The organism is Streptomyces sp. NPDC025638, assembly GCF_055558775.1.
The window spans coordinates 193,805-217,982 of record NZ_JBVHLX010000008.1 but is presented as its reverse complement, the minus strand read 5'-3'; the positions used below and the strand labels follow the sequence as shown (position 1 = coordinate 217,982).

Annotated in this window: 22 protein-coding genes; 17 read left to right on the top strand and 5 right to left on the bottom strand. The window is 70.9% G+C overall.

Going from position 1 to position 24,178, the window contains the following annotated elements:
- Positions 1–62 precede the first annotated feature (62 nt).
- The 11 genes from ACZ4EG_RS22200 to ACZ4EG_RS22150 all read left to right on the top strand — a co-directional run bounded on the left by ACZ4EG_RS22200 (position 63) and on the right by ACZ4EG_RS22150 (position 11,532).
- On the top strand, positions 63–1,322 hold the full coding sequence (locus tag ACZ4EG_RS22200; RefSeq protein WP_390710974.1) for an MFS transporter: 1,260 nt from the start codon (positions 63–65) through the stop codon (positions 1,320–1,322).
- A gap of 9 nt (positions 1,323–1,331) precedes the next feature.
- Positions 1,332–2,693: a Pup--protein ligase gene (gene pafA, locus ACZ4EG_RS22195; RefSeq protein ID WP_363296693.1), complete on the top strand. Its 1,362-nt coding sequence runs from the start codon at positions 1,332–1,334 to the stop codon at positions 2,691–2,693.
- 143 nt (positions 2,694–2,836) lie between these two features.
- The gene (locus ACZ4EG_RS22190) at positions 2,837–3,838 is read left to right on the top strand and encodes an FKBP-type peptidyl-prolyl cis-trans isomerase (RefSeq protein WP_467791789.1); all 1,002 of its coding nucleotides are present in this window, start codon (positions 2,837–2,839) and stop codon (positions 3,836–3,838) included.
- Positions 3,839–3,931: 93 nt separating this feature from the next.
- On the top strand, positions 3,932–4,303 hold the full coding sequence (locus ACZ4EG_RS22185) for an FKBP-type peptidyl-prolyl cis-trans isomerase (protein WP_030835713.1): 372 nt from the start codon (positions 3,932–3,934) through the stop codon (positions 4,301–4,303).
- A 129-nt stretch (positions 4,304–4,432) separates the two neighbouring features.
- Complete coding sequence (locus tag ACZ4EG_RS22180; protein ID WP_453549749.1) at positions 4,433–5,410, top strand: helix-turn-helix transcriptional regulator; 978 nt, start codon at positions 4,433–4,435, stop codon at positions 5,408–5,410.
- 19 nt (positions 5,411–5,429) lie between these two features.
- Positions 5,430–6,434: a helix-turn-helix transcriptional regulator gene (locus ACZ4EG_RS22175; protein ID WP_467791788.1), complete on the top strand. Its 1,005-nt coding sequence runs from the start codon at positions 5,430–5,432 to the stop codon at positions 6,432–6,434.
- Between the two features lie 93 nt (positions 6,435–6,527).
- Positions 6,528–6,821 carry a hypothetical protein gene (locus ACZ4EG_RS22170; protein ID WP_390710970.1) on the top strand — a complete coding sequence of 98 codons (294 nt, stop codon included), beginning with the start codon at positions 6,528–6,530 and terminating at the stop codon, positions 6,819–6,821.
- A 20-nt stretch (positions 6,822–6,841) separates the two neighbouring features.
- Positions 6,842–7,036, top strand: coding sequence for a hypothetical protein (locus ACZ4EG_RS22165; RefSeq protein WP_467791787.1), 195 nt, complete (start codon positions 6,842–6,844; stop codon positions 7,034–7,036).
- A 281-nt stretch (positions 7,037–7,317) separates the two neighbouring features.
- Positions 7,318–7,596 carry a Sec-independent protein translocase subunit TatA gene (gene tatA, locus ACZ4EG_RS22160; protein ID WP_453549742.1) on the top strand — a complete coding sequence of 93 codons (279 nt, stop codon included), beginning with the start codon at positions 7,318–7,320 and terminating at the stop codon, positions 7,594–7,596.
- Positions 7,597–7,643: 47 nt separating this feature from the next.
- Entirely contained in the window at positions 7,644–8,594 is a 951-nt protein-coding gene (tatC, locus tag ACZ4EG_RS22155; RefSeq protein ID WP_453549739.1) for a twin-arginine translocase subunit TatC, read from the top strand.
- Positions 8,595–8,679: 85 nt separating this feature from the next.
- On the top strand, positions 8,680–11,532 hold the full coding sequence (locus ACZ4EG_RS22150; RefSeq protein WP_467791786.1) for a DEAD/DEAH box helicase: 2,853 nt from the start codon (positions 8,680–8,682) through the stop codon (positions 11,530–11,532).
- A gap of 101 nt (positions 11,533–11,633) precedes the next feature.
- On the opposite strand, the gene atzF is transcribed toward ACZ4EG_RS22150, so the two are convergent.
- From atzF to ACZ4EG_RS22130, 4 genes are read right to left on the bottom strand one after another with little or no spacing between them, the layout of a single operon-like run.
- On the bottom strand, positions 11,634–13,304 hold the full coding sequence (gene atzF / locus ACZ4EG_RS22145) for an allophanate hydrolase (protein ID WP_467791785.1): 1,671 nt from the start codon (positions 13,302–13,304) through the stop codon (positions 11,634–11,636).
- Positions 13,301–16,861, bottom strand: a complete 3,561-nt coding sequence (locus ACZ4EG_RS22140; RefSeq protein ID WP_467791784.1) for a 5-oxoprolinase/urea amidolyase family protein — start codon at positions 16,859–16,861, stop codon at positions 13,301–13,303. Before ACZ4EG_RS22140 ends, atzF begins: the two co-directional genes overlap by 4 nt.
- Complete coding sequence (locus ACZ4EG_RS22135) at positions 16,858–17,463, bottom strand: urea amidolyase associated protein UAAP2 (RefSeq protein WP_467791783.1); 606 nt, start codon at positions 17,461–17,463, stop codon at positions 16,858–16,860. The genes ACZ4EG_RS22140 and ACZ4EG_RS22135 overlap by 4 nt, the downstream gene beginning before the upstream one ends.
- The gene (locus tag ACZ4EG_RS22130) at positions 17,460–18,284 is read right to left on the bottom strand and encodes an urea amidolyase associated protein UAAP1 (protein ID WP_467791782.1); all 825 of its coding nucleotides are present in this window, start codon (positions 18,282–18,284) and stop codon (positions 17,460–17,462) included. Before ACZ4EG_RS22130 ends, ACZ4EG_RS22135 begins: the two co-directional genes overlap by 4 nt.
- A gap of 177 nt (positions 18,285–18,461) precedes the next feature.
- On the opposite strand from ACZ4EG_RS22130, the gene ACZ4EG_RS22125 reads away from it, so the two are divergent.
- From ACZ4EG_RS22125 to ACZ4EG_RS22100, 6 genes are all read left to right on the top strand, one after another.
- Positions 18,462–19,088: a TetR/AcrR family transcriptional regulator gene (locus tag ACZ4EG_RS22125; RefSeq protein WP_467791781.1), complete on the top strand. Its 627-nt coding sequence runs from the start codon at positions 18,462–18,464 to the stop codon at positions 19,086–19,088.
- 311 nt (positions 19,089–19,399) lie between these two features.
- Positions 19,400–21,043, top strand: coding sequence for a sensor histidine kinase (locus ACZ4EG_RS22120; RefSeq protein WP_467791780.1), 1,644 nt, complete (start codon positions 19,400–19,402; stop codon positions 21,041–21,043).
- On the top strand, positions 21,040–21,447 hold the full coding sequence (locus tag ACZ4EG_RS22115) for a roadblock/LC7 domain-containing protein (protein WP_390710959.1): 408 nt from the start codon (positions 21,040–21,042) through the stop codon (positions 21,445–21,447). The genes ACZ4EG_RS22120 and ACZ4EG_RS22115 overlap by 4 nt, the downstream gene beginning before the upstream one ends.
- On the top strand, positions 21,444–21,866 hold the full coding sequence (locus ACZ4EG_RS22110; protein WP_453549721.1) for a DUF742 domain-containing protein: 423 nt from the start codon (positions 21,444–21,446) through the stop codon (positions 21,864–21,866). Before ACZ4EG_RS22115 ends, ACZ4EG_RS22110 begins: the two co-directional genes overlap by 4 nt.
- Positions 21,847–22,467 carry a GTP-binding protein gene (locus ACZ4EG_RS22105; RefSeq protein ID WP_390710957.1) on the top strand — a complete coding sequence of 207 codons (621 nt, stop codon included), beginning with the start codon at positions 21,847–21,849 and terminating at the stop codon, positions 22,465–22,467. The genes ACZ4EG_RS22110 and ACZ4EG_RS22105 overlap by 20 nt, the downstream gene beginning before the upstream one ends.
- 49 nt (positions 22,468–22,516) lie before the next feature.
- Entirely contained in the window at positions 22,517–24,010 is a 1,494-nt protein-coding gene (locus ACZ4EG_RS22100; RefSeq protein ID WP_467791779.1) for a cytochrome P450, read from the top strand.
- Here ACZ4EG_RS22100 and ACZ4EG_RS22095 read toward each other — a convergent pair.
- A complete protein-coding gene (locus tag ACZ4EG_RS22095; protein ID WP_467791778.1) occupies positions 24,004–24,150 on the bottom strand; it encodes a hypothetical protein in 147 nt (48 codons plus the stop codon). The genes ACZ4EG_RS22100 and ACZ4EG_RS22095 overlap by 7 nt on opposite strands.
- Positions 24,151–24,178: the final 28 nt, after the last annotated feature.

Genomic DNA, 24,178 nt, shown 5'->3' with positions numbered 1-24,178 from the left:
CCCGAACAGCGCACATGGTACGTATGACAGTGGAAGTTATACGTAAAACGTGAGGGTGGGGCATGGCCGCGGGATACCTGGAGATCCTCAGGGCGAGGCACGCGGCCCGGCTGCTGGTGGGCACGCTGGTGGGCCGGCTGCCGAACGCCACGGCGGCGATCGCGATGGTGCTGTTCGTCCGCGCGCAGGGCGGCACCTACAGCCTCGCCGGCGCCCTGGCGGCCGTGTACGGAGTGGCCAACGCCGTGGGACAGCCGGTGCTGGGGCGTCTGGTGGACCTGTACGGGCAGCCGCGCGTGCAGTTTCCCGCCGCGGTCCTGTCCGCCCTCTCGATGACCGCCTTCGCCTTCGCCGGCACCGACCCGCTGCCCGCGGCGTACGCCACGGTCGCGGCCGCGGGTCTGTTCACTCCGCCCCTGGAGGGCGGGCTGCGTGCCCTGTGGCCCTCGGTGCTGCGCCGGGAGGGGCAGGTGCACACGGCGTACGCCATGGATGCGGTGGCCCAGGAAGTGATGTACACCGTCGGGCCGTTGCTCGTGACGCTGTGCGTGTCGCTGTGGTCGGAGCGGGCCGCGCTGCTCGTCCTGAGCGTCGTCGGTGTGCTGGGGGCGCTCTCCGTGGTCGTCTCGCCGCCCTCGCGCGCATGGCGTTCGGCGCCGCGCGAGGCGCACTGGCTGGGCGCGCTCAGGTCACCCGGGCTGCTGGCGCTGCTGGGCTCGTTCCTGTTCGTGGGCATCGCGATGGGCTCCATCACGGTGGCCTCCGTGCCGTACGCGGACGACCACGGCGGCGACGCGGTGTACGGCTGGCTGATGGCGGCGCTGGGGCTGGGTGCGCTGCTGGGCGGGTCCGTGTACGGGGCGCGGCGGTGGGCCGGCGCGCCGGAGCGGCGACTCAGGGTCCTGGTGGGGCTTCTGGCGGTGTGTTACCTGCCGCTGATGCTGATGCCGGGCGCGGTGGCGATGGTGCTGCTCACGGTGGTCGCCGGAGTCTTCCTGGCGCCGGCCATCGCCTGTGCGTTCGTGATCGTGGACCGGCACGCGCCGAGCGGTACGGTCACCGAGGCTTTCTCCTGGCTCGTGACGACGTTCACGGTGGGCGCGTCGGTGGGAACGGGCGTGGCGGGCCCGGTGGTCCAGTCGGGTGGCGCGCTGTGGGGCTTCGCGGTGCCGGGTGCGGCGGGGGCCGTGTCGTTGCTGGTTCTGCTGGCCACCGGGCGGGTCCTCGCAGCTCCCGCTGGGGGTGCGGTGGTTGCGGCTTCATCGGAAAATGATCCAAATCGTGCTGCCGAACCCCGTTTCAGCTCAGGGGATCGGGCGTAATGTTCAGTCATGGACCGCCGCATTTTCGGGCTGGAGAACGAGTACGGCGTCACGTGCACGTTCAGGGGACAGCGCCGCCTGTCGCCTGACGAGGTGGCGCGGTACCTCTTCCGCCGTGTCGTGTCATGGGGTCGTAGCAGCAATGTCTTTCTGCGGAACGGCGCCCGGCTCTATCTCGACGTGGGGTCACATCCGGAATACGCGACACCCGAATGTGACAATGTGATCGAACTGGTCACCCACGACAAGGCCGGAGAGCGCATTCTCGAAGGGCTTCTGGTGGACGCGGAACGACGCCTGCACGAGGAGGGAATCGCGGGCGACGTCTACCTTTTCAAGAACAACACGGACTCGGCGGGCAACTCCTACGGTTGTCACGAGAACTATCTGGTGGCGCGGCACGGGGAGTTCTCCCGGCTCGCCGACATCCTCATTCCGTTCCTGGTGACCCGGCAGCTGCTGTGCGGCGCGGGCAAGGTGCTGCAGACGCCGCGCGGTGCGGTGTACTGCGTGAGTCAGCGGGCGGAGCACATCTGGGAGGGCGTCTCCTCGGCGACGACCCGTTCCCGGCCCATCATCAACACCCGGGACGAGCCGCACGCGGACGCGGAGCGCTACCGCCGGCTGCATGTCATCGTGGGCGACTCGAACATGTCCGAGACGACGATGCTGCTGAAGGTCGGCGCGACGGACCTGGTGCTGCGCATGATCGAGGCGGGCACGGTGATGCGGGATCTGACCCTGGAGAACCCGATCCGGGCGATCCGCGAGGTCAGCCATGACATCACGGGCCGGCGCAAGGTGCGCCTGGCCAGCGGCCGGGAGGCCTCGGCGCTCGAGGTGCAGCGGGAGTACTACGAGAAGGCCGTGGACTTCTGCGAGCGCCGCGGGATCCGCACCGGCACGGTCGAGCAGGTCCTGGAGCTGTGGGGCCGCACGCTGGACGCCATCGAGGCGGAGGATCTGGACCGGATCGGCACCGAGATCGACTGGGTGATGAAGTACAAACTCATCGAGCGGTACCGGGCCAAGCACAATATGACGATGTCGCATCCGCGGGTCGCGCAGATAGACCTCGCGTACCACGACATCCACCGTCGTCGTGGCCTGTACTACCTGCTGGAGAAGCGCGGTCAAGCCGCCCGGATCTGCAATGACTTGAAGATCTTCGAGGGCAAGTCGGTGCCCCCGCAGACCACTCGCGCCAGGCTGCGCGGCGATTTCATCCGGCGCGCGCAGGAACAGCGCCGGGACTTCACGGTCGACTGGGTGCATCTGAAGCTGAACGACCAGGCGCAGCGCACGGTGTTGTGCAAGGACCCGTTCCGTTCGGTGGACGACCGGGTGGAGAAGCTGATCGCCGGAATGTGATCGGTATGAGGTGAGCGGAGCGTTTCCGCACAAGAGTGCCGGAACGCCACACGGGCGCCGTACGTTTCCGTACGGCGCCCCTGTCACACCGTAGAGTTGCGCGCACGCCATCAACAAGATCGACCGATTACGAGGTCACGACCGTGCGCCGACGCTCACTTCTCCTTGCCGCCCTGCCCGCAGGACTGGTCACGCTCGCCGGATGCGGTGACGACAAGTCCGACTCCAGCAAGGCGAGCGCGTCGCCGTCGCCCTCGGCCTCCGTACCACCGCCGAAGATCGTGGAGGGCCCGCTGCCGGCCATCACGGCGGGCACCAAGTTCAACGAGAAGCCGACGGTCGCCAAGGGGCCGGGGGAGCCGTCGGCGAACCTCGCGGTGAAGACGGTGATCGCGGGCTCCGGGAAGCCGATCGCGGAGAACGACTTCATCCAGGCGAACTACCTCGGCCAGATCTGGTCCTCGGGGAAGGTCTTCGACAACTCCTACGACCGCAACCGGCCGATCGTCATCCAGCTGGCGCAGGGCAGCGTGATCGACGGCTGGCGGTACGCGCTGACCGGCAAGAAGGTCGGCAGCCGGGTCGAGATGGCGGTGCCGCCGACGTGGGGCTACGGCAAGTCGGGCAATTCGCAGGCGGGCATCAAGGGCACGGACACGCTGGTGTTCGTCGTCGACGTGCTGGACTCCTTCAACTCGAAGAGCTCGTCCCAGGGCAAGCCGGTCGCGCAGAGCGACGCGGCCCTGCCGAAGGTGGGCACCAACACCGACGGCAAGGCTCCCTCGATCGACATCCCCAAGACGGACCCGCCGAAGAAGCTGGTGTCGAACTACGTCCTGGAGGGTGACGGCGCCGAGGTCAAGGCGGACCAGACGATCCTGTGCCAGTTCAAGGGCGTGGTCTGGGACGGCGGCCAGACGTTCCAGCAGACGTACGACTCGGGACGGCTGAGCCAGTTCTCGGTGGAGCAGATGAAGCAGGTCGTCGACGGTCTGGCACAGGGCGTGACCGGCAAGAAGGTGGGCAGCCGGGTGACGATCGTCGTCCCGCCGAACCTGGCGTACGGCGACAACCCGCCGACCGGCGGTGTCGTCAAGAAGGGGGCCACCCTGGTGTTCTCCGTGGACATCCTCGCGGCGATGTAGCGGCGCGGGCGGGGCCTGCCGTCGCGGGCAGGACCCGGGCGGAGATGAAAGACTGTTCGCGTTCCGTGTCGTACACAAGCAGGAGCTAGAGACGTGAGCATCGACAAGCCCGAGATCGACTTCCCGGGCGGCGAGCCCCCGGCGGACCTTGAGATCAAGGACATCTGGGAGGGCGACGGCGAGGTGGCGCAGGCGGGTCAGACCGTCACCGTCCACTACGTGGGTGTCGCCTTCAGCACCGGCGAGGAGTTCGACGCCAGCTGGAACCGGGGTACCCCGTTCCGCTTCCCGCTGGGCGGGGGTCGTGTCATCAAGGGCTGGGACCAGGGCGTGCAGGGCATGAAGGTCGGCGGCCGTCGCCAGCTGACCATCCCGGCCCACCTCGCCTACGGCAACCAGAGCCCGACGCCGGCGATCAAGCCCGGTGAGACGCTGATCTTCGTCGTGGACCTGCTCGGGGTCTGATCGTCGTCCGATCGGAGTCGATCATCTGGGGCCCATGCCTGACTCGGCATGGGCCCTCGGCTTTTGCCGCGCCACCGCGGAGCGGTACGGTCTTCGATCATAAGCACCATAGGGAGGCGAAGGGCGTCGATGGCCATTGCCAAGGCCGAGCGGCTGATGAACCTGGCGCTGTGTCTGCTGGGGACACGGCGGCCGCTCAGCAAGCGTGAGCTGCGCGATTCCATCGAGGCGTATGTCGAGGCCTCCAGGCCGGAGAAGGGCGCGGCGGGCAGCGACGACTCCTTCAACCGCATGTTCGAGCGGGACAAGGACGACCTGCGCGAGCTGGGCCTGGTCATCGAGACCGTCGAGAACCTGGACGGCGAGGTCGGCTATCTGGCCCGCCGGGACAGCAACCGCCTCCCGCCCATCACCCTGGACGCCGAGGAGGCCGCCGCGCTGGGGTTGGCCGCCAAGGTGTGGCAGCAGGCCCGGCTCGCGGGTGCGGCCAGCGGCGCCCTGCAGAAGCTGCGCGCGGCCGGGCTGCCCGAGGACGTCGACCCGTACGAGGCGCATGGCGCCCTGGAGCCGCGCATCCCGGTGCACGAGGCCGCCTTCGAGCCGTTGATGCTGGCCTGCCGCGACCGCCGCCCGGTGGTCTTCGACTACCGCAAGGCCAACGCCGCCCACCCGGAGACCCGGCATGTGGAGCCGTGGGCCCTGGAGTGCTGGCGCGGCCACTGGTATCTGGCGGGCTGGGACCGCGACCGGGGTGCCGAGCGGGTCTTCAGGCTGTCCCGGATCCCCGGCAGGGTCCGCTCCCGGGGCACCGGCTTCACGGCGCCGGTGCCGGACGTCGTCACGGTGCGCGAGACCGTCGCGAGCTGGGCCGGCGAGACGGCCGACCGCTCCGCGCTGATCCGGCTGCGCTCGGGTTCGGGGTACCCCCTTCGGGCGAAAGCCACCGCGGTGCGGGAACTCGGTGACGGGTGGGACGAGTTGGAGATTCCGTACGGGCACGGGCTGGACGCCTGGCTGGTGGAGTTCGGGCCGGACGTGGTGGTGCTGGAGCCGGCCGAGCTGCGCGCGGACGTGGTGGACCGGCTGCGTGCCGTGGCCAAGGGCTGAGGGGGAGCGGAGCAAGACAGTGGCAGGCAAACCGGTCAGGGCCGTGAACGCCATCGACCAGACCCGGCGGATGCTCTCCCTGGTGACCTATCTGCGGGAGCGCCCCGGCGCCCGGGTCGCGGACGTCGCGCGTGCCTTCGGCATCACCGAGGACGAGCTGGTCTCCGACCTCGACGTGCTGCCCATGTGCGGCACCAGCTTCCGCGGCGGCGACCTGCTCGACATCGACACCGACGGCGAGCGCATCTGGTGGCACAACCCCGCCGCCCTCGGGGCGGAGGCCGCCGAGCCGCTCAGACTGGCCGCCGACGAGGCGACCGCGCTGCTGGTGGCCGCCCGGGCGGTGGCGACCCTGCCGGGTCTGCGCGAGGGCGACCGGCAGGCCCTGCTGCGGGCGACGGCCAAGGTCGAGGCGTCGGCCGGTGAGGCGGCGGGCGCCAGCGCGCGCCTGTCGGTGACCTTCGAGTCCGAGGGCGGTGTCTTCGCCGACGTCGACCGGGCGATCTCCGAGCGCCGTCGGCTGTGGATCCGCTACTACTCGCCCGCCCGTGACGAGGTCACCGAGCGCGAGATCGACCCCATCCGCCTGGTCAGCGTCGGGCACACCTATGTGGAGGCCTGGTGCCGCCGCTCCGAGGCGCGCCGTACCTTCCGGCTCGACCGGGTCGCCGAGATCAGGATCCTGGACGAGCCGTCCGCGCCGCCGGAGATCGAGCTGCGCGATCTGTCGGAGGCCCTGGTCCAGCCGGCCGCCGAGGACCCGGAGGTCGTCGTCGAGGTCGCCCCGGGCGGCCGCTGGGTCGCCGAGTACTACCCCCACGACAACGCCGATGAGCTCCCCGACGGCGGGCTGCGTATTACTCTGCGCACCCCCGACCCGGCGTCGCTCAGACGACTGGCGCTGCGCCTGGGCCGTGACGGCCGGATCGTCTCGCCGCCCGAGCTCGCCGACAGCGCCCGGCAGGCGGCCCGCGAGGCGCTGGCCGCGTACGACGGGCTGGAGGCGGCGCAGGGAGCCGGCTGACCGGCTGCGACGCGGCGGCCGGGACCGCCGCCGCGGCCGACGCCGACTGTGGCGTCCCAGAGGCGAACGACCAGAGAAAGAGGAGCGAGAGCGTTGAGCGAGTCTCCGGTGTCCGGTGCCAGGGAAATGACGGTCGCGGCCGCTTTCGCGGGGATGAAGAGAGTGGTCCCCGTGGTGTTCAGGGCGGGCTGCCCGGACTGCCGGGGCAGGTTCGAACTCTCCGCGGGCGCCCTGCGCCTCGCCATCGGCGCCACCAGCCGTACGACCTTCTACTCCTTCACCTGCCCGGACTGCGGTGTCTCGGTCCGCAAGCCCGCGGGAGAACGCATCGTCGAACTGCTGACCGGGGGCGGGGTCAAGACGCTGCGGCTGCACTCGACGGTGTGACGGGGGTTAGGCTCGCCCTCATGCTCTGGCCGATGTTCGCGATAGCTGTGGGTTTCGTGGGTCTCTCCGTCCTCGGCGTGCTCGCCGTCCGGGTCTTCCTGGAGGCGCGGCGCCTGGGAGCGCAGGTCGCGGACTCGGCGCGCCGTATCAACCGGGCGGCCGAGGACCTGGAGCGGGCGGCCGTGAGCGCGGCCCGCACGGTCGACTCACTGTGACGGCCCCCGTGGACGCACTGTGAGTACTGCGCCGCAAGCCTGTGCGTACTGAGCCGCAAGCGTTTTGCGTCACTTCGCCCTGTCATGCTGCCCACCCCGGCAGGTACGCTGCAGGTCGCGGCGCGGAGAACGAGGCCCGTACCGCTGACCGGGAGTACGCACGGGGATTGCCTGACGTTTACCCCTGAGCGTTACGATCGCTGTCAGCACGATCACTCGGACGCATGTCCGACGGATCGGACAGCACCCACCCAGCCGCCTCGGTGAGAAGGTAAAGACTTATGTTCGGAAGGCTCGGAGCTCCCGAGATCATTCTCATCCTCGTCGTCATCATCCTGCTGTTCGGCGCGAAGAAGCTTCCGGACATGGCCCGCTCGCTCGGCAAGTCCGCGCGCATCCTCAAGAGCGAGGCCAAGGCGATGAAGGAAGAGGGCAACGCCTCCGACCAGGCGCCCACCACCAACGAGCAGCCCGCGGCGCAGCGCACCATCCAGGCGGCTCCCGGCGACGTGACCAGCTCGCGGCCGGTCAACGAGCCGACGGACACCACCCAGCGCTGACGCAGGGCCGGTAGCCCCCGGCCCGCCGCACGAGATGAGGACGTGGGTTGCCCAAGTCTGCCCGCAAACAGGAGAAGGATCCCGAGGGGCGGATGCCTCTCGCGGATCACCTTCGTGAGCTCCGCAACCGGCTCGCGAAAGCGATGCTGGCCATCGTCGTCATCACGGTGGTCGCCGCCTTCTTCTACAACGACATCATCAACTTCCTCACCAGACCGGTCCTCGACTCGGTCGGGTGCGGGGAGACCTTCGAGCAGCTGGCCAAGTCCAAGGCCAGCTCTCACCCGTGCGCACAGATCACGATCAACGGTCTGCTCGCGCCCTTCACGCTGGCCCTGCAGGTCTCTCTGATGGCCGGTGTGGTGTTCGCCTCGCCGATCTGGCTGTACCAGCTGTGGGCCTTCGTCGCGCCCGGTCTGCACAAGCACGAGAAGAAGTACGCCTACGCGTTCGTCGGTACCGGCGTCCCGCTCTTCTTCGGCGGTGCGTTCTTCGCGTACAAGGTCCTGCCGACCACCGCGAAGGTGCTCATCACCTTCACCCCGCACGGGGTGGACAACCTGCTGCCGCTCGACGACCTGCTGCAGCTGGTCACCCGCATGGTGATCGTCTTCGGTCTCTCCTTCGAGCTGCCGCTGCTCCTGGTGATGCTCAATCTCACCGGCATCATCACCGGCAGGCGGATGCTCGGCTGGTGGCGCGGGATGATCCTGGGCATCACGATCTTCGCCGCCGTGGCCACGCCGAGCACCGACCCGCTGTCCATGCTGGCGCTCGCCGGACCGATCTGCGTGCTGTACTTCGGCGCGGTCGCCTTCTCGCTGATGAACGACAAGCGCAAGCGCCGCCGCGAGGCCGAGGGCCCCGGCGACGACGAGGCCTCCGACCTGGATCTCACCCCCGAGGACGTCGGCGAGGTCGAGGCCGTCTCCGCCGGCCGGACACTGCCCGAGCAGCCCGGTCCGGACCGGGTCAACGGCTACGACGACGTGACCTGACCCGAGGCCGCCACACCGTCAGGAGGTGCCTTCGTCCCTGAGGACAAAGGCACCTCCTGTTGTCGTTCGTCCCTCGTTCCGGATAATGATCGTCCTGTTGTCAGTGCGGCCCGGTACGCTCGAAAGCACGATGACAGAGGACCTCTCACCGGCCGAGCGGTATGCGGCGGCCCGCAGGCGGGCTGCCGAGCAGGCCACCGCGCTCGCGTCCTTCCGCGAGATGTACGACTTCGGCCTCGACCCCTTCCAGATCGAGGCCTGCCAGGCGCTCGAAGCGGGGAAGGGCGTGCTGGTGGCCGCCCCCACCGGCTCCGGCAAGACGATCGTGGGCGAGTTCGCCGTCCACCTCGCGCTGATGCAGGGCAAGAAGTGCTTCTACACGACACCGATCAAGGCGCTGTCGAACCAGAAGTACGCCGACCTGTGCCGCCGCTACGGCACGGGCATGGTCGGCCTCCTCACCGGTGACAACAGCGTCAACCCCGACGCCCCGGTGGTCGTGATGACCACCGAGGTGCTGCGGAACATGCTCTACGCCGGTTCCCAGACCCTCCTCGGCCTCGGGTACGTGGTCATGGACGAGGTGCACTACCTCTCCGACCGCTTCCGGGGCGCGGTGTGGGAAGAGGTGATCATCCACCTGCCCGAGTCGGTGACCCTGGTGTCCCTGTCGGCGACCGTGTCCAACGCCGAGGAGTTCGGCGACTGGCTCGACACGGTCCGTGGCGACACCGAGGTGATCGTCTCCGAGCACCGGCCGGTGCCGCTGTTCCAGCACGTGCTGGCCGGACGCCGGATGTACGACCTGTTCGAGGAGGGCGAGGGCCACAAGAAGGCCGTCAACCCCGACCTCGCCCGGCTGGCCCGCATGGAGGCCAGCCGGCCCGCCTACCAGGACCGCAGACGCGGCCGCGCAATGCGCGAGGCCGACCGCGAGCGCGAGCGCAGACAGCGCTCGCGCGTCTGGACGCCGGGCCGGCCCGAGGTCATCGAGCGGCTCGACGCCGAGGGCCTGCTGCCCGCGATCACCTTCATCTTCAGCCGCGCGGCCTGCGAGGCCGCCGTCCAGCAGTGCCTGTACGCGGGCCTCAGGCTCAACGACGAGGAGGCACGGGAACAGGTCCGCGCCCTCGTCGAGGAGCGCACCGCCTCCATCCCCTCCGAGGACCTGCACGTCCTCGGCTACTACGAGTGGCTGGAGGGCCTGGAACGCGGTATCGCCGCCCACCACGCGGGCATGCTCCCGACCTTCAAGGAGGTCGTCGAGGAGCTGTTCGTGCGCGGACTGGTCAAGGCCGTGTTCGCGACCGAGACCCTCGCCCTCGGCATCAACATGCCGGCCCGTTCGGTGGTGCTGGAGAAGCTCGTCAAGTGGAACGGCGAGCAGCACGCCGACATCACCCCCGGTGAGTACACCCAGCTGACCGGCCGCGCGGGCCGCCGCGGCATCGACGTCGAGGGCCACGCGGTGGTGCTCTGGCAGCGCGGCATGAGCCCCGAGCACCTGGCGGGTCTGGCGGGTACGCGCACCTACCCGCTGCGCTCCAGCTTCAAGCCGTCGTACAACATGGCGGTCAACCTCGTCGAGCAGTTCGGCCGGCACCGCTCGCGCGAACTGCTGGAGACCTCCTTCGCACAGTTCCAGGCCGACAAGTCGGTCGTCGGGATCTCCCGGCAGGTGCAGCGCAACGAGGAGGGCCTGGAGGGCTACAAGGCCTCCATGACCTGCCACCTCGGCGACTTCGAGGAGTACGCGCGACTGCGCCGCGAGCTCAAGGACCGCGAGACCGAACTGGCCCGGCAGGGCGTGGCCCAGCGGCGCGCCGAGGCGGCCGTCGCCCTGGAGAAGCTGAAGCCGGGCGACGTCATCCACGTACCGACGGGCAAGTACGCGGGGCTGGCGCTGGTGCTGGACCCCGGCCTGCCCGCGGGGCGTTCCAACGGCCACCGTGGCTTCGAGCACCACGACGGCCCGCGCCCGCTGGTCCTGACCGCCGAGCGGCAGGTCAAGCGGCTGGCGCCGATGGACTTCCCGGTGCCCGTCGAGGCGCTGGAGCGGATGCGGATCCCGAAGTCCTTCAACCCGCGCTCCCCGCAGTCCCGCCGGGACCTCGCCTCCGCGCTGCGCACCAAGGCCGGGCACATCCCGCCGGAGCGGGCCCGCAAGAAGCGCTCCCAGGCCGCCGACGACCGGGAGATCGCCCGGCTGCGCACCGCGCTGCGCGCCCACCCCTGTCATGGCTGCAACGACCGTGAGGACCACGCCCGTTGGGCCGAGCGCTACCACCGGCTGCTGCGCGACACCTCGCAGCTGGAGCGGCGCATCGAGGGCCGTACGAACACGATCGCGCGCACCTTCGACCGGATCGTGGCGCTGCTGACCGAGCTCGACTATCTGCGCAGCGACGAGGTCACCGAGCACGGCAAGCGGCTCGCCCGGCTGTACGGCGAGCTGGACCTGCTGGCGAGCGAATGCCTGCGCGAGGGCGTCTGGGAGGGCCTGGGGCCCGCCGAACTCGCCGCGTGCGTCTCCGCGTTGGTGTACGAGGCGCGGGTCGGCGACGACGCCATGGCGCCGAAGCTGCCCTCGGGCAAGGCGAAGGCCGCGCTCGGCGAGATGGTCCGGATCTGGGGCCGGCTCGACGCGCTGGAGGAGGAGTTCCGGATCACCCAGACCGAGGGCGTCGGCCAGCGCGAGCCCGACCTCGGCTTCGCCTGGGCCGCGTACATGTGGGCCTCGGGGAAGGGGCTCGACGAGGTGCTGCGGGAGGCGGAGATGCCGGCGGGCGACTTCGTGCGGTGGTGCAAGCAGGTGATCGATGTGCTGGGCCAGATCTCGGCGGCGTCTCCTGTGGAGGGCTCGACCGTGGCCAAGGTCGCGCGCAAGGCGGTTGATCAGTTGCTGCGGGGTGTTGTCGCCTACTCGTCGGTGGGGTGATTGTTCGTCGGCGGGTGCGGGTGCGGGTGCGGGTGCGGGTGCGTTGTGGCTTGTCGCGACCACGCGGCGGAGCGGCACATCATTGATTCGGCCCCGCGCCCCTAGCGGTGTTGCCCTGGTCCGCGTTTCACGAAGTCACGCCAGCTGCCGTATCGCGTGATGTCCTCGGCGTCCCCCAAGGCGCTCGGTTCGCACAGGAAGCCGGGGACATGGCTGCCGTCCGCCAGTTCCACCCGCCCCAGCGTCATCGGGCGGGGGAGCATGGCCAACAGGCGGCCCAGGCCCTCCGCGGGTAGCCGCCACACCTCCGTCTCGATCGCAGCCCCGCCCTCGCCGACGTGGACCAGGCCCGGCTTGGGCGGGTCGGTGCGCAGAGCGTGCAGGCGGTAGACCGGGGCCGTCGTGGTCGTGCGGTCCAGGCGGGCGCCCAGGGACAGCAGCTGAGGGTTGAGGGGCTGCCCCGTCAGATGGGCGCCCACCACGGCGAGGCTCACCTCCGGCTCCAGCGACCGGGCGATCGCGGCCAGCCGCTCGTCCGTGAACGCGGGGCCGATCAGCATCACGCCGAAGGGCAGGCCCTCGACCTCGCCCGCCGGGACGGCGACGGCGGCCAGGTCGAAGAGGTTCGTGGAGTTGGTGAAGCGGCCCAGCCGGGCGTTGGCGCCCAGGGGGTCGGCGGCCACCTCGGCGAGGGTGGGGTGCCCGGGGGTGGTGGGGAGCAACAGGGCGTCCGCGTCGCCCAGTTCCGCCAGGGCGCGGGCGCGCAGGGTGGCCAGCCGGGCCTGGTCGGCGAAGAGGCGGTGGGCCGGGATGTCCCGGGCGCGGGTGATGATCCCGGCGACGGTGGGGTCGAGGCCCTCATCCCCCTCGGCGATCAACTTGTCGACAAAGGCCCCCACGGCGGTGTAGCGCTCGGCAACGAACGCGCCCTCGTAGAGCATCGCGGCCGCCTCGGTGAAGGGGGCCGGGTCGATCTCGCGCACCGAGGCGCCCGCGTCGGCCAGTCGCGCCACCGCCGCCTCGTAGGCCTCCGCCCAGCCCTCCTCCAGCTCGCCGAGCCGCTCGCGTGGGACGACCACGACGCGCCAGGGGCCGGGCGCTCGCGGGGGAAGTGCCGGAAGCTCGCGGCCGGGCGGGGACGCCATGACGGCCAGCGCCTGCTCGGCCTCCGGCAGCGTGCGCGCGAACACCGTCACGCAGTCCAGGGACGCGCAGGCCGGGACCACACCCGCTGCCGGGACCAGGCCCCGGGTCGGCTTGAGGCCCACGATGCCGTTGAACGCGGCCGGGACCCGGCCCGACCCGGCGGTGTCGGTGCCCAGCGCGAAGTCGACGATGCCGAGGGCGACCGCGACCGCCGAGCCGGAGCTGGAGCCGCCGCCGACCCTCGTCGGGTCGAGGGCGCTGTGGACCGCACCGTAGGGGGAGCGGGTACCGACCAGGCCCGTCGCGAACTGGTCGAGATTGGTCGTGCCGAGGACGATCGCACCGGCGGCGCGCAGCCGGGCGACGACCGGCGCGTCGGCCGCGGGCTCGTAGGCGTACGACGGGCAGCCCGCCGTCGTGGGCAGCCCGCGCACGTCGATGTTGCCCTTGGCGGCGAACAGGCGCCCGGCGAGCGGGAGGCGCTCACCGGCGGCCACGCGCGCGTCGAGCTCCCGCGCCTGAGCCTCGACCTCCTCGCGCGGACGCAGGTCGATCCAGATCTCGGGGCGGTCCGTGGCCTCGATCCGGGCGTACGCGGCGCGCACCCGGGACACGGTGGTGGTCATGCGTGCTCCTCGACTTTCAGTGTGCGCCCGCCCGCTGCGGGGTGGACCGGGGCCGGTCCCAGGACGACCAGGGCGGTGCCCGCCTCGACCTGGTCGCCCGGACCGGCCAGGATCTCGGCGACCACGCCGTCGGCCGGCGCATGCACCCAGGACTCCATCTTCATCGCCTCCAGGGCCAGGAGCGGCCGGCCCGCGGTCACCGTGTCGCCCGGGGACACGGTCACCTGCCACACCGACGCGGCGAACTCCGCCTCCACCAGCCGGCCGCCCTCCGGCACCGTCACCTCGGCCGGAGCCGTAACCGGTGCGGCCGCCGCCTCCGCCCGCGCGAACTCGCCCGCCGCCTCCCAGGCGTCCCGCTCCGCCGCGAACGCGGCCCGCTGTTTGGACCTGAACTCTGCGATGGAATCGGCGTGTTCGGCGAGGAAGGACCGGTACGCGGCGAGCGAGAAGGTCCCCTCCTCGATACGCGGCACGAACCGGCCCGACGTGATGTCGGCCCGCAGTTCCAGCAGTTCGTCCGCCTCCACCGGATACCACTTGATGCGGTCGAAGAACCGGAGCAGCCAGGGTGAGCCCGCTTCGAAGGCGCCGCGCTGCTGCCACGCCGACCACACCTGGCTGGTGCGGCCCACGAACTGGTAGCCACCGGGTCCCTCCATGCCGTAGACGCACAGATACGCGCCGCCGATGCCGACGGAGTTCTCGGCGGTCCAGGTGCGTGCCGGGTTGTACTTGGTGGTCACCAGGCGGTGGCGTGGGTCCAGGGGGGTGGCGACGGGGGCGCCCAGATACACGTCGCCCAGGCCCAGGACCAGGTACTCCGCGTCGAAGACCGTCCGGTACACGTCCTCGGCCGACTCCAGGCCGTTGATCCGACGGATGAATTCGATGTTCCAGGGGCACCACGGAGCGTCGTCGCGGACGCCCGCCATGTAGCGGGCGATCGCCTCACGGGTCGCCGGATCGTCCCAGGACAGCGGGAGGTGCACCGTTCTGGAGGGGACGACGAGCTCGTCCGTGGGCGGGAGCGCCGCCGTGATCCGCCGTACGGCCGCGAGGAGCCGGTGCTGGGGCAGGATGTGCGGGTCCGTCCGGATCTGGAGCGAGCGGATGCCCGGAGTGAGGTCCGTGACCCCGTCCGGGCCGGCCGCCGTCACCGCCTCCATCAGCGCGTGCACCCGCATCCGCAGCCCCAGGTCGAGCTGCATCGGGCCGAACTCGACCAGCAGGTTGTCATCGCCGCTGCGGCGGTACGTCACGTCCCCGTCCCGCGCCAGTACGCCCCCGTCGACGATCTCCGGCCTGGGTGTCCCCGTCACGTCCACCGGTACGAACCGCACCGTGTCGCCCGGCCGCAGCTGTCCCAGTTTCCAGCGCTCCGTGCTCAGGACCGTCGCCGGGCACACGAAGCCGCCCAGTGAGGGGCCGTCCGGGCCGAGCAGCACCGGCATGTCGCCGGTGTAGTCCACGGCGCCGACCGAGTACGGGGTGTCGTGGATGTTGGACGGGTGCAGGCCCGCCTCGCCGCCGTCGGTGCGGGCCCAGCGCGGCTTGGGACCGATCAGACGGACGCCGGTGCGCGCCGAGTTGAAGTGGACCTTCCAGTCGGCCGCGTAGAAGTCGCGGATGTCGTCCTCGGTGAAGAACTCGGGTGCGGCATGCGGGCCTTCGACGGCCCCGATGTGCCATACGGCGGTGAAGTCCGGTCGGTCCGCGGGCGGTACCGGTGTCCCCGCGGTGACGGTCCCGCCGTGCAGGACGTCGCCGGTGCGCAGGGCCCGGCCGCCGTGTCCGCCGAACCGGCCGAGCGTGAAGGTGCTCGCGCTGCCCAGGAAGGCCGGCACGTCCAGGCCGCCGCCCGCGAAGAGCACGTAGGTCCGCAGGCCGTGTGCCTCGGGTGCGCCGATCTCCAGCACCGCGCCGGCCGGCACGGTCACCGGCTCCCACTGGGCGACGGGAGCGCCGTCGACGGTAACCGGGGCCGGAGCGCCGGTGACGCACACGGTCGTGGGGTGCGTGAACCTCAGCGACGGGCCCTGGAGCGTGCACTCGAGACCGGGGGCGCCCTCCGGATTGCCCAGGGCACGATTACCGAGCCGGAAGGACAGGCCGTCCATCGGGCCGCACGGGGGTACGCCGACCTGCCAGTGGCCGGTGCGGCCCGGCCAGTCCTGGACCGTGGTGAGCGTGCCGCCCGAGGCCACCTCGATGCGCGGGGTCGGGTCGGTGACGGCGGCCAGGGTCGCCGTGGAGTGCGCGGCGGCCCGGAACTCCGGCTCGGCGAGTGCCGCCCGCACCAGGCCCAGGTTGGTCTCGATGCCGTCGACGCGGGTGCGGGCCAGGGCCTCGTCGAGGCGGCGCAGCGCGTGCTCGCGGTCGGGGCCACGGGCGATCACCTTGGCGAGCATCGGGTCGTACGACGTCGTCACCTCGGTGCCCGTTTCCACCCAGCCGTCGACGCGCACTCCGCCCGGAAACTCGACCCGTGTCAACAGGCCCGCGCTGGGCCGGTGTCCACGGGAGGGGTCCTCGGCGTACAGACGGGCCTCGACGGCGTGGCCCCGCGGCGGGCCGGGGTCGCGGACGACGTCCTTCTCGCCGCGCGCGAGGCGCAGCATCCAGGCGACCAGGTCGACGCCGTAGATCTCCTCGGTGACCGGATGCTCCACCTGGAGACGGGTGTTGACCTCCAGGAAGTAGGCCTCCGCGCGGGCCGCGTCGTACACGAACTCCACCGTGCCCGCGGACCGGTAGCCGACCGACGCGCACAACTCCCGCGCCGATGCGCAGAGTCGGGCGCGGACATGCGTGGGCAGGCCCGGCGCGGGGGCCTCCTCCAGCACCTTCTGGTTGCGGCGCTGCAGCGAGCAGTCCCGGTCGCCGAAGGTGACGACCCGGCCGGCGCCGTCGCCGAAGACCTGCACCTCGACATGGCGGGCGTGCTCCACGAGCCGTTCCAGGAAGACGCCCGCGGAGGAGAAGGAGGCCGCGGCGACGCGCTGCACCTGCTCCCAGGCCCCGGTCAGTTCATCGGCGGAGCGACATGCCGACATACCGATGCCGCCGCCACCGCCGGTGGCCTTGAGCATCACGGGGTAGCCGATGCGCGCGGCCGCGTCGAGGGCCTCCGTGAGCGAGCCCAGCAGTCCGGTTCCCGGCGCCAGTGGCACCCCGGCCGCCTCGGCCGCCGCTCGTGCCGTGTGCTTGGCGCCGAACAGTTCCAGCTGCTCCGGCGTCGGCCCCACGAACACGATGCCCGCGTCCTCGCAGCGCCGTGCGAAGGCCGCGTCCTCGGACAGGAAGCCGTAGCCGGGGTGGATCGCGCCCGCGCCGGTGTCCTTGGCCGCCATCAGGATCAGATCCGGGTCGAGGTACGACTCCTTCGCGGGTGCCGGGCCGAGGCGCACCGCTTCGTCGGCGAGCCGTACGTGGGGCGCCGAGCGGTCGGGGTCGGAGTGGACGGCGACGGTGCGCAGGCCCAGTTCGCGGGCGGTGCGGATGATGCGGACGGCGATCTCGCCCCGGTTGGCGACGAGGAGGGTGTCGAAGGTCATGCGCCGCCCGCCTCGGTGATGGTCATCCGCACCGCCGTCGGCTCGAAGCCGTTGCAGGGGTTGTTGATCTGCGGGCAGTTGGAGACGAGGACGAGCACATCGCGCTCGGCGCGCAGGGTGAGGGCGAGGCCCGGGGCGGAGATGCCGTCGACGATGCCCAGCGTGCCGTCCTTCTCGACGGGCACGTTCATGTACCAGTTGACGTTGGAGACGAGGTCGCGCTTGCCGAGGCCGTACCGGGCGCCCTCGGCGAGGAAGTTGTCCACGCATGCGTGCTGCGACCAGGTGTGGTGGCCGTAGCGGAGGGTGTTCGACTCCTTGGAGCAGGCGCCGCCGACGGTGTCGTGGCGGCCGACCTCGTCGTCGACGACGGTCATCAGCGGGGTGTGCTCGTTGGAGAGCAGCACGCTGCCGGTGGTCAGGAAGATGTTGCCCTGGGCGTGCATCGTGTCGGGTGCGCTGTAGCGGACGGAGGTGTCGTGGGCGTCGTACACGAGGAAGTCGACGGCCTGGTTGCCGTGCAGGTCGGTGATGGTCAGTGTGTCGCCGGCGCGGACGACGGACGACCAGGCGGCGCGTGCGGGAACGACGGTCCTGGTCATGCGAGCCCCCTCGCGGCAAGGAGTTCGGCGGTGTTCAGGAAGGCACGCCGGCTCTCGGGGGAGGCCTCCCACAGCGGGTCGCCCGGCGCGGTGGGTGACCCGCGCCAGGCCAGGACCTCCAGCGGGGTGCTGACGTAGCCGGGGCGGGGATCGGCCGGGTGCGGGACGTTCGCGATCAGTACGGTCAGGTCCTGCTCGGCGCGGAGCGTGACGCTGCCGCCGGGGCCGGCCGAGCCGGTGAAGTCCAGGGCGCCGTCGTCGCGCACCTCGACGCCCTGGAAGAACGAGAGTGACGGTGGCACATCGCGCGGCTCCAGTCCGTTCTTGGCGGCGGCCAGCTTGAACAGCTCGCGGCCGGCGGGGGAGGGCGAGTGCGGGCTGCCGTCGCCGTAGCGTTCGGTGTTGCGTACGAGGGTGGAGGTGCCGCAGAGCGCGTCGTGCCGTCCGGAGGTGTCCGCGACGACCGACGCGAGCACCCGTCCCTGGTCGGAGAGCAGGAGCCGCCCCTCTCCCAGGTAGGCGTTCCACTGGACCTTCACGGTGTCGGCCACGTTCAGCCGCTCCCAGGGGCGGTCGGCGACGTACAGCAGCAGATGGGCGCAGGCGTCGCCGCGCAGGTCGGTCAGGCGCAGTTCGGTGCCGCGGGCCAGGACGCGGTGTGTGTAGTTGCCGCCCGCCACCGTCTCCGCCCACACCAGGTGGCCGGCCGCGCAGGGCGGCGTGGGCCACTCCCGCGCCGGTACCACGGGCATGGCCTCGGTACGGGTGCCCTCCTGGGCACGGGCATGGGCCCGGGCTCCGTAAGTGGTCGCTGTCGCCAAGGCGGGACCTCCGGCTCCGTTGTCATTTCTGTCGTGCGACAGAAATTAGGAGTGGGCCGGGTCACGGGCGTTGCCGACGCGTTGCCGCGCGGTTACCGAGGCCTCACCCGAGGGCGTGGTGCACGGCCCCGCCCCGTCGGAGATCCCCCGGCGCCGCCGTGTGCGAGGATCGAACGCATGGGAACGAGCGGTGGTCGTCGGGTCGGGCGGCCGCGGGTTGCGCAGCGGCCGGACCGGGGGATGGAGCCGCGTGCCGAACTGCTCCTCGCGGCTGCCGAGTTGTTCACCAGCCAGGGATATGCCGCCACGACGACCCGGGCCGTCGCGGAGCGCGCGGGTATGCGGCAGGCGTCGATGTACCACTACGTCTCCGGCAAGGAGGAACTGCTCGCCGAACTGCTGGAGTCCACCGTCACCCCCTCGCTGACCCGCGCCCGTCAGCTGCTCGCGGATGACGGCAGTCCCGCCGAGGACCGGCTGTGGGAGCTGTGCCGGACGGACGTGCAGCTGTTGTGCGGCGGGCCGCACAACCTCGGCGGGCTGTACCTCCTGCCCGAGGTGCGCACCGAGCGCTTCGCCGGCTTCCACGCCGTGCGCGCCGAACTGAAGGACGCCTACCGGCAGTTGCTCGCCGCGACCCGCGCCGGGGGAGCGCTGGCCAAGAGCGAGCTGGACCTGCGCACGGATCTGGTCTTCGGGTTGATCGAGGGCGTCATCCTCGTGCACCGATCGGATCCGGAGCGGCCCGTCTCCGAGTTCGCCCGTGCCACCGCCGACGCGGCCCTGCGCATCGTCGGCGTCTGAACCCCCTCTTCGCGGGCCGCTCACTCGTCACGATGAGTTGTCGTCGTACGCCCGTGTGCCGTCACGCGCCGTGTGCGAGTGCAATCCGAGCGTATAAAAGAGCCGAGCGTACTCCTGTCGCACAGGCGATTTCAGGTGCTTGCTGAATATGACACGGCGATGATCCGGTCGGACTAGGCTCGCCCGCGGCGCACCGAGTTGAGGTGAATTCGTGCGCTTGTTCCCAAGGGTGACGAAGATCCCGAGTACCCCAGGACTCTTCCCCCTGTGAGCTCCCCCGACACCCAGCCGATTCGTCTCAGAGGGCATACATGGTGAGTGTGCAATCGCCTCCCGGTGGCCGTGAACTTCCCCTTGCGCGTGTGCTGTTGCTGCCGGCCATAGTGATGGCCGCGGCGACCGGGGCCGCCGTCGCCCTCGTGGCGGGGCCGGCCCGGGCCGCCGTCGGCGTGTGCGGAGCCGTCGCCACGGTGCTGGTGACCGCGACGGCGGCAGAAGCGGTACGACGCGGACGGAACCTGAAGCGCCTGCGGGCCGAGCACGCCCGTCACACCGCGTATCTGGAGCGGCGCATCGCCGCCCACGACGAGGAGTGGGTCCGGTTCAGCAAGGACATCGTGCCGACCGCGCTCTACCGGGTGCGCGCCGGGGAATCCCCCCGAGAGGCGATTCTCGCGGTCCTCGACGCCGACCCCGAACTGCGGCAGGTCCCCGACTCGCGGCGCCGCCTGCTGCGCACCGTGCTCAAGGGCGTGGACGACGAGATCTCCATGCGCGACGCCGCGCAGCGCTCCTTCGTCAACATCGCCCAGCGCGTCCAGGCCATCGTCCACCAACAGGCCAATGAACTCCGGGAGATGGAGGAGGACCACGGTCGCAATCCCGAGGTCTTCGACGACCTGCTGCGCCTGGACCACGGCACCGCGCTGATCGGCCGCCTCGCCGACTCCATCTCCGTCCTCGGCGGCGGCCGCCCCGGCCGCCAGTGGCCCAACCCCGTGGCCCTGTACAGCGTGCTGCGCGGCGCCATGTCCCGGATCCTGGAGTACCGGCGCATCGACCTGGCCTCCATCGCCAAGGTCAACATCAAGGGCACCTGCGTCGAGCCGGTCATCCACGCCGCCGCCGAGCTGCTCGACAACGCCACCCGCTACTCGCCGCCGCAGACCAAGGTGCATGTCACCGCCACCGAGGTGCAGACCGGTGTGGCCATCGAGATCGAGGACGGCGGCGTCAGCCTCAGCGAGGAGTCCCGCGCCCGGGTCGAGAACATGCTGGAGCGCGCCATGGCCGGGGTCGACCTCGACGACCTCGGCGAGAGCCCCCGCCTCGGCCTCGCCGTCGTGGGCCGGCTCTGCTCGGCGTACAACATGCAGGTCTCGCTGCGCTCCTCGGCGTACGGCGGGGTCCGTGCCGTCCTCATCGTGCCCAGCAACATGATGACCACCGAACCCGCTCCCGGACTCGCGCACGGCATCGGCGCCACCGCCGTGCCCAAGGCCGAACTGGGCGCCCTGGAAGGCCCCAAGCGCCCGCCCAAGAAGCGCCGCCCCACCAGTCCGCGCATCCCCGCCGGGATCTCCATGGAGGACGACGTCCCCGTCGTCACGGAGTGGACGGAGGGCGGCCTGCCACAGCGTCGGAGCAAGGTGAAGATCCCGCTGGCCCAGCGGTTCGCCGAACAGGCCGCCATCGAAAAGGCCGAACGCGAGGGAAAGCCGACCATCTGGTCGCAGCCCAAGCCCGAACCCGAACCCGAGCCCGAGGTCGACCCCGAGCGCGAAAAGCTGCGCAACCGCGAGCCCGGCATGTGGGTCGAGGCGTTCTGGGAGGGCCTCAAGGAGGGCAACCCGGGCGTGCACCCGACCGACTTCACGCGCAATCCCACCGCATACATGCACCTGATCGAGAAGCCGGCCCCCAGCGAGGCCGACGACGAGGGGGACCTCAAGTGATCCAGCAGCGAGCGAACTTCGATTGGATGCTCAAGGATCTCGCCGACGGCGTGCCGGGCATCGAGATGATCGTGGTGCTGTCGTCCGACGGACTGCGCATCGCCCGCCACGGCGGTGACCCCGACGCCGCCGACCGCCTCGCCGCGGCCTGCGCGGGCGTGCAGAGCCTCGCGGGTGCCGTCGCCCAGGAACTCCCCGGCAGCAGCGGCGACATGAAGTTGGTCGTCATCGAGATCGACGCCGGCTACTTCTACCTCATGTCGGCCGGCGCCAACGCCTATCTCGCCGTCCTCGCCGACGTGGTCTGCGAGCCCGGCCGGATGAGCGGCCGGATGCGCGACCTCGTCGTCCGTATCGGCGCCCATCTCACCAGTCCGCCCCGGCGGAACGGGCAGACCGTATGACTCCTCCGCAACGCAAGCGGCGACACCCCAGGCAGGAACCACCCCCGCCGCCACCCCTGGTGCTTCCCGCCACCGGGGACCAGGAGGGGGAGAAGAAGAACCCCGAACGGCTGTATGTCATCGCCGGCGGCACCGACGGCGGCCGCGCCGAACTCGACCTCGTGACGCTGATCGTGGCGCGCGCCGATCCACCGCCGTCCGCCGCACCGGAGCAGGCCGCGCTGCTCCGGCTCTGTACCTCCCCCCTGTCCGTGGCCGAACTCTCGGCCTATCTCAACCTGCCGTTCAGCGCGATGACGGTGCTGATCACCGAGCTGATCACGGCCGAACTGGTGCAGGAGCGCGCCCCGATCGTCCGTCAGGCGCTCCCCGACCGTTCCATCCTCGAAGCGGTGATGCATGGACTTCAAAAGCTCTGACACCGTCCCCGGTCCACGCACGGAGGACCATCTGCCGCACACGGCCCAGGCCGCGGTGAAGATCGTCATCGTGGGCGGCTTCGGGGTCGGCAAGACCACCATGGTCGGCTCGGTCAGCGAGATCAGGCCGCTGACCACCGAGGAGACCATGACCCAGGCCGGTGTCGGCGTGGACGACAACTACGGCTCCGACACGAAGACGGCCACCACCGTGGCCATGGACTTCGGCCGCATCAGCATCACCGAGAGACTGGTGCTCTATCTCTTCGGTACCCCCGGCCAGGAGCGCTTCTGGTTTCTGTGGAACGGGCTGTTCGAAGGGGCTCTCGGCGCGGTCGTCCTGGCCGACACCCGCCGCCTCGAGGTCAGCTTCGACGTCATAGGGCGTCTGGAGGAGCGCGGCGTGCCCTTCATCGTGGCCGTCAACTCCTTCCCGGACGCGCCCCGTTACCCCGTCGAGGAACTGCGCACGGCACTCGACCTCGCTCCCGACATCCCCATCGTGGAGTGCGACGCGCGCCGCCGGGCCTCCAGCCGCGACGTCCTGATGACCCTGATGCATTTTCTGCACTCGCTCGCCATGGCCGGCGTGCTCAGCTGAACCCCATCCCCTCTCTCCCCGGATCCACCTCAGCTTCGGAGCGACCACTGTGACGCCTGAATCCCACTCCCCGACCGGTACGGACGACCCCATGTCCGGCCCGCCGCCCGGCTGCCCGGCACACGGCCTCGGACCCGGGGGACTGCATCGGCTGTACGGCCCGGAGGCGGACGACCTGGGCGATCTGTACGAGAAACTGCGCGACCAGTACGGGCCCGTGGCGCCGGTGCTGCTCCACGACGATGTGCCGATCTGGGTGGTCCTCGGGCACACCGAGAACCTGCACCTGGTCCGTACCCCCTCGCAGTACACCCGGGACAGCCGCATCTGGAGCCCGCTCCTGCAAGGCATGGTCAAGCCCGACCATCCGCTCATGCCGCACATCGCCTGGCAGCCCATCTGCTCCCACGCCGAGGGCGACGAGCACCAGCGGCTGCGCGCGGCGGTCACCGGCGCCATGTCGACCATCGACCACCGTTCCATCCGCCGCCACATCGGCCGCTACACCCAGCGCCTGGTCAATGAGTTCTGCGAGAAGGGCCGGGCCGACCTGGTCTCCCAGTTCGCCGAGCACCTGCCGATGGCGGTGATGTGCGAGATCCTCGGCATGCCGGAGGAGTACAACGACCGGATCGTGCAGGCCGCCCGCGACATGCTCAAGGGCACCGAGACCGCGATCGCCAGCAACGAGTACATCATGGGCTGTCTGATGCGGCTCACCGCGCGCCGCCGCGCCCAGCCCGAGGAGGACTTCACCAGCCACCTCATCAACCACCCGACGCGGCTGTCCGACGAAGAGATCGGCCAGCACCTCAGAGTCGTGCTCATCGCCGCCTACGAGGCCACCACCAACCTCCTCGCCAACGCGCTGCGCATGGTCCTGACCGAGCCCGGCTTCCGCGCCCGGCTCAACGGCGGCCAGATGACGGTGCCGGAGGCGGTCGAGCAGTCACTGTGGGACGAGCCTCCGTTCAGCGCCGTCCTCGGCTACTTCGCCAAGCAGGACACGGAACTGGGCGGTCGGCGCATCAGCAGGGGCGACGGTCTGTTGTTCGCCCCGGCTCCGGGCAACATCGATCCCCGGGTACGGCCCGACCTGTCGGCCAATATGCAGGGCAACCGCTCCCATCTCGCCTTCGGCGGCGGCCCGCACGAGTGCCCCGGCCAGGACATCGGCCGCGCCATCGCCGACGTCGGCGTCGACGCGCTGCTGACGCGCCTCTCCGATATCCAACTGGACTGCGAGGAGGACGAGTTGCGCTGGCGCGCGTCCATCTCCTCACGGCATCTGGTGGAGCTGCCCGTGCGGTTCGAACCGAAGCCCCAGCAGGACGTCATGCTCAAGCCCAGCCCCGCCCCCGTCCCGCCGCAGCGCCCCAACTGGCAGGTCAGCACCGCCCGCCCACAGCCGGCACCCGCCGCCGAGCCCTGGCCGACACCCCCGAGCCCGGCTCCGGCTCCGACGCCTCCCGCGGGACCGGGGGCACCGGCTCGCGCGCGTGGTGTCTGGCAGCGTGTCAAGCGTTGGTGGCGCGGTCACTGACCGGCCCACCGCCCATAGGAGGACCAGGCCTGCAGCGCACGCCCGCTGGTGAACCGGTGCTCCGCGCCCGTGACCGGATCGGTGAACTCCAGCTTTCGCGCCCGGCGGTTGGAGCGGCGCCGAAGGTCACGGGCCGGCACGGGGCCGGTCGCCTCCGGCCGAATCGAC

What these genes read in the sequence shown, in the direction of transcription:
- ACZ4EG_RS22200 (WP_390710974.1), top strand. Translation starts at nt 63, where the DNA reads ATGGCCGCGGGATACCTGGAGATCCTCAGGGCGAGGCACGCGGCCCGG.
- pafA (WP_363296693.1), top strand. Translation starts at nt 1,332, where the DNA reads ATGGACCGCCGCATTTTCGGGCTGGAGAACGAGTACGGCGTCACGTGC.
- ACZ4EG_RS22180 (WP_453549749.1), top strand. Translation starts at nt 4,433, where the DNA reads ATGGCCATTGCCAAGGCCGAGCGGCTGATGAACCTGGCGCTGTGTCTG.
- ACZ4EG_RS22165 (WP_467791787.1), top strand. Translation starts at nt 6,842, where the DNA reads ATGCTCTGGCCGATGTTCGCGATAGCTGTGGGTTTCGTGGGTCTCTCC.
- tatA (WP_453549742.1), top strand. Translation starts at nt 7,318, where the DNA reads ATGTTCGGAAGGCTCGGAGCTCCCGAGATCATTCTCATCCTCGTCGTC.
- ACZ4EG_RS22150 (WP_467791786.1), top strand. Translation starts at nt 8,680, where the DNA reads ATGATCGTCCTGTTGTCAGTGCGGCCCGGTACGCTCGAAAGCACGATG.
- atzF (WP_467791785.1), bottom strand. Translation starts at nt 13,304, where the DNA reads ATGACCACCACCGTGTCCCGGGTGCGCGCCGCGTACGCCCGGATCGAG.
- ACZ4EG_RS22140 (WP_467791784.1), bottom strand. Translation starts at nt 16,861, where the DNA reads ATGACCTTCGACACCCTCCTCGTCGCCAACCGGGGCGAGATCGCCGTC.
- ACZ4EG_RS22135 (WP_467791783.1), bottom strand. Translation starts at nt 17,463, where the DNA reads ATGACCAGGACCGTCGTTCCCGCACGCGCCGCCTGGTCGTCCGTCGTC.
- ACZ4EG_RS22125 (WP_467791781.1), top strand. Translation starts at nt 18,462, where the DNA reads ATGGGAACGAGCGGTGGTCGTCGGGTCGGGCGGCCGCGGGTTGCGCAG.
- ACZ4EG_RS22120 (WP_467791780.1), top strand. Translation starts at nt 19,400, where the DNA reads ATGGTGAGTGTGCAATCGCCTCCCGGTGGCCGTGAACTTCCCCTTGCG.
- ACZ4EG_RS22110 (WP_453549721.1), top strand. Translation starts at nt 21,444, where the DNA reads ATGACTCCTCCGCAACGCAAGCGGCGACACCCCAGGCAGGAACCACCC.
- ACZ4EG_RS22105 (WP_390710957.1), top strand. Translation starts at nt 21,847, where the DNA reads ATGGACTTCAAAAGCTCTGACACCGTCCCCGGTCCACGCACGGAGGAC.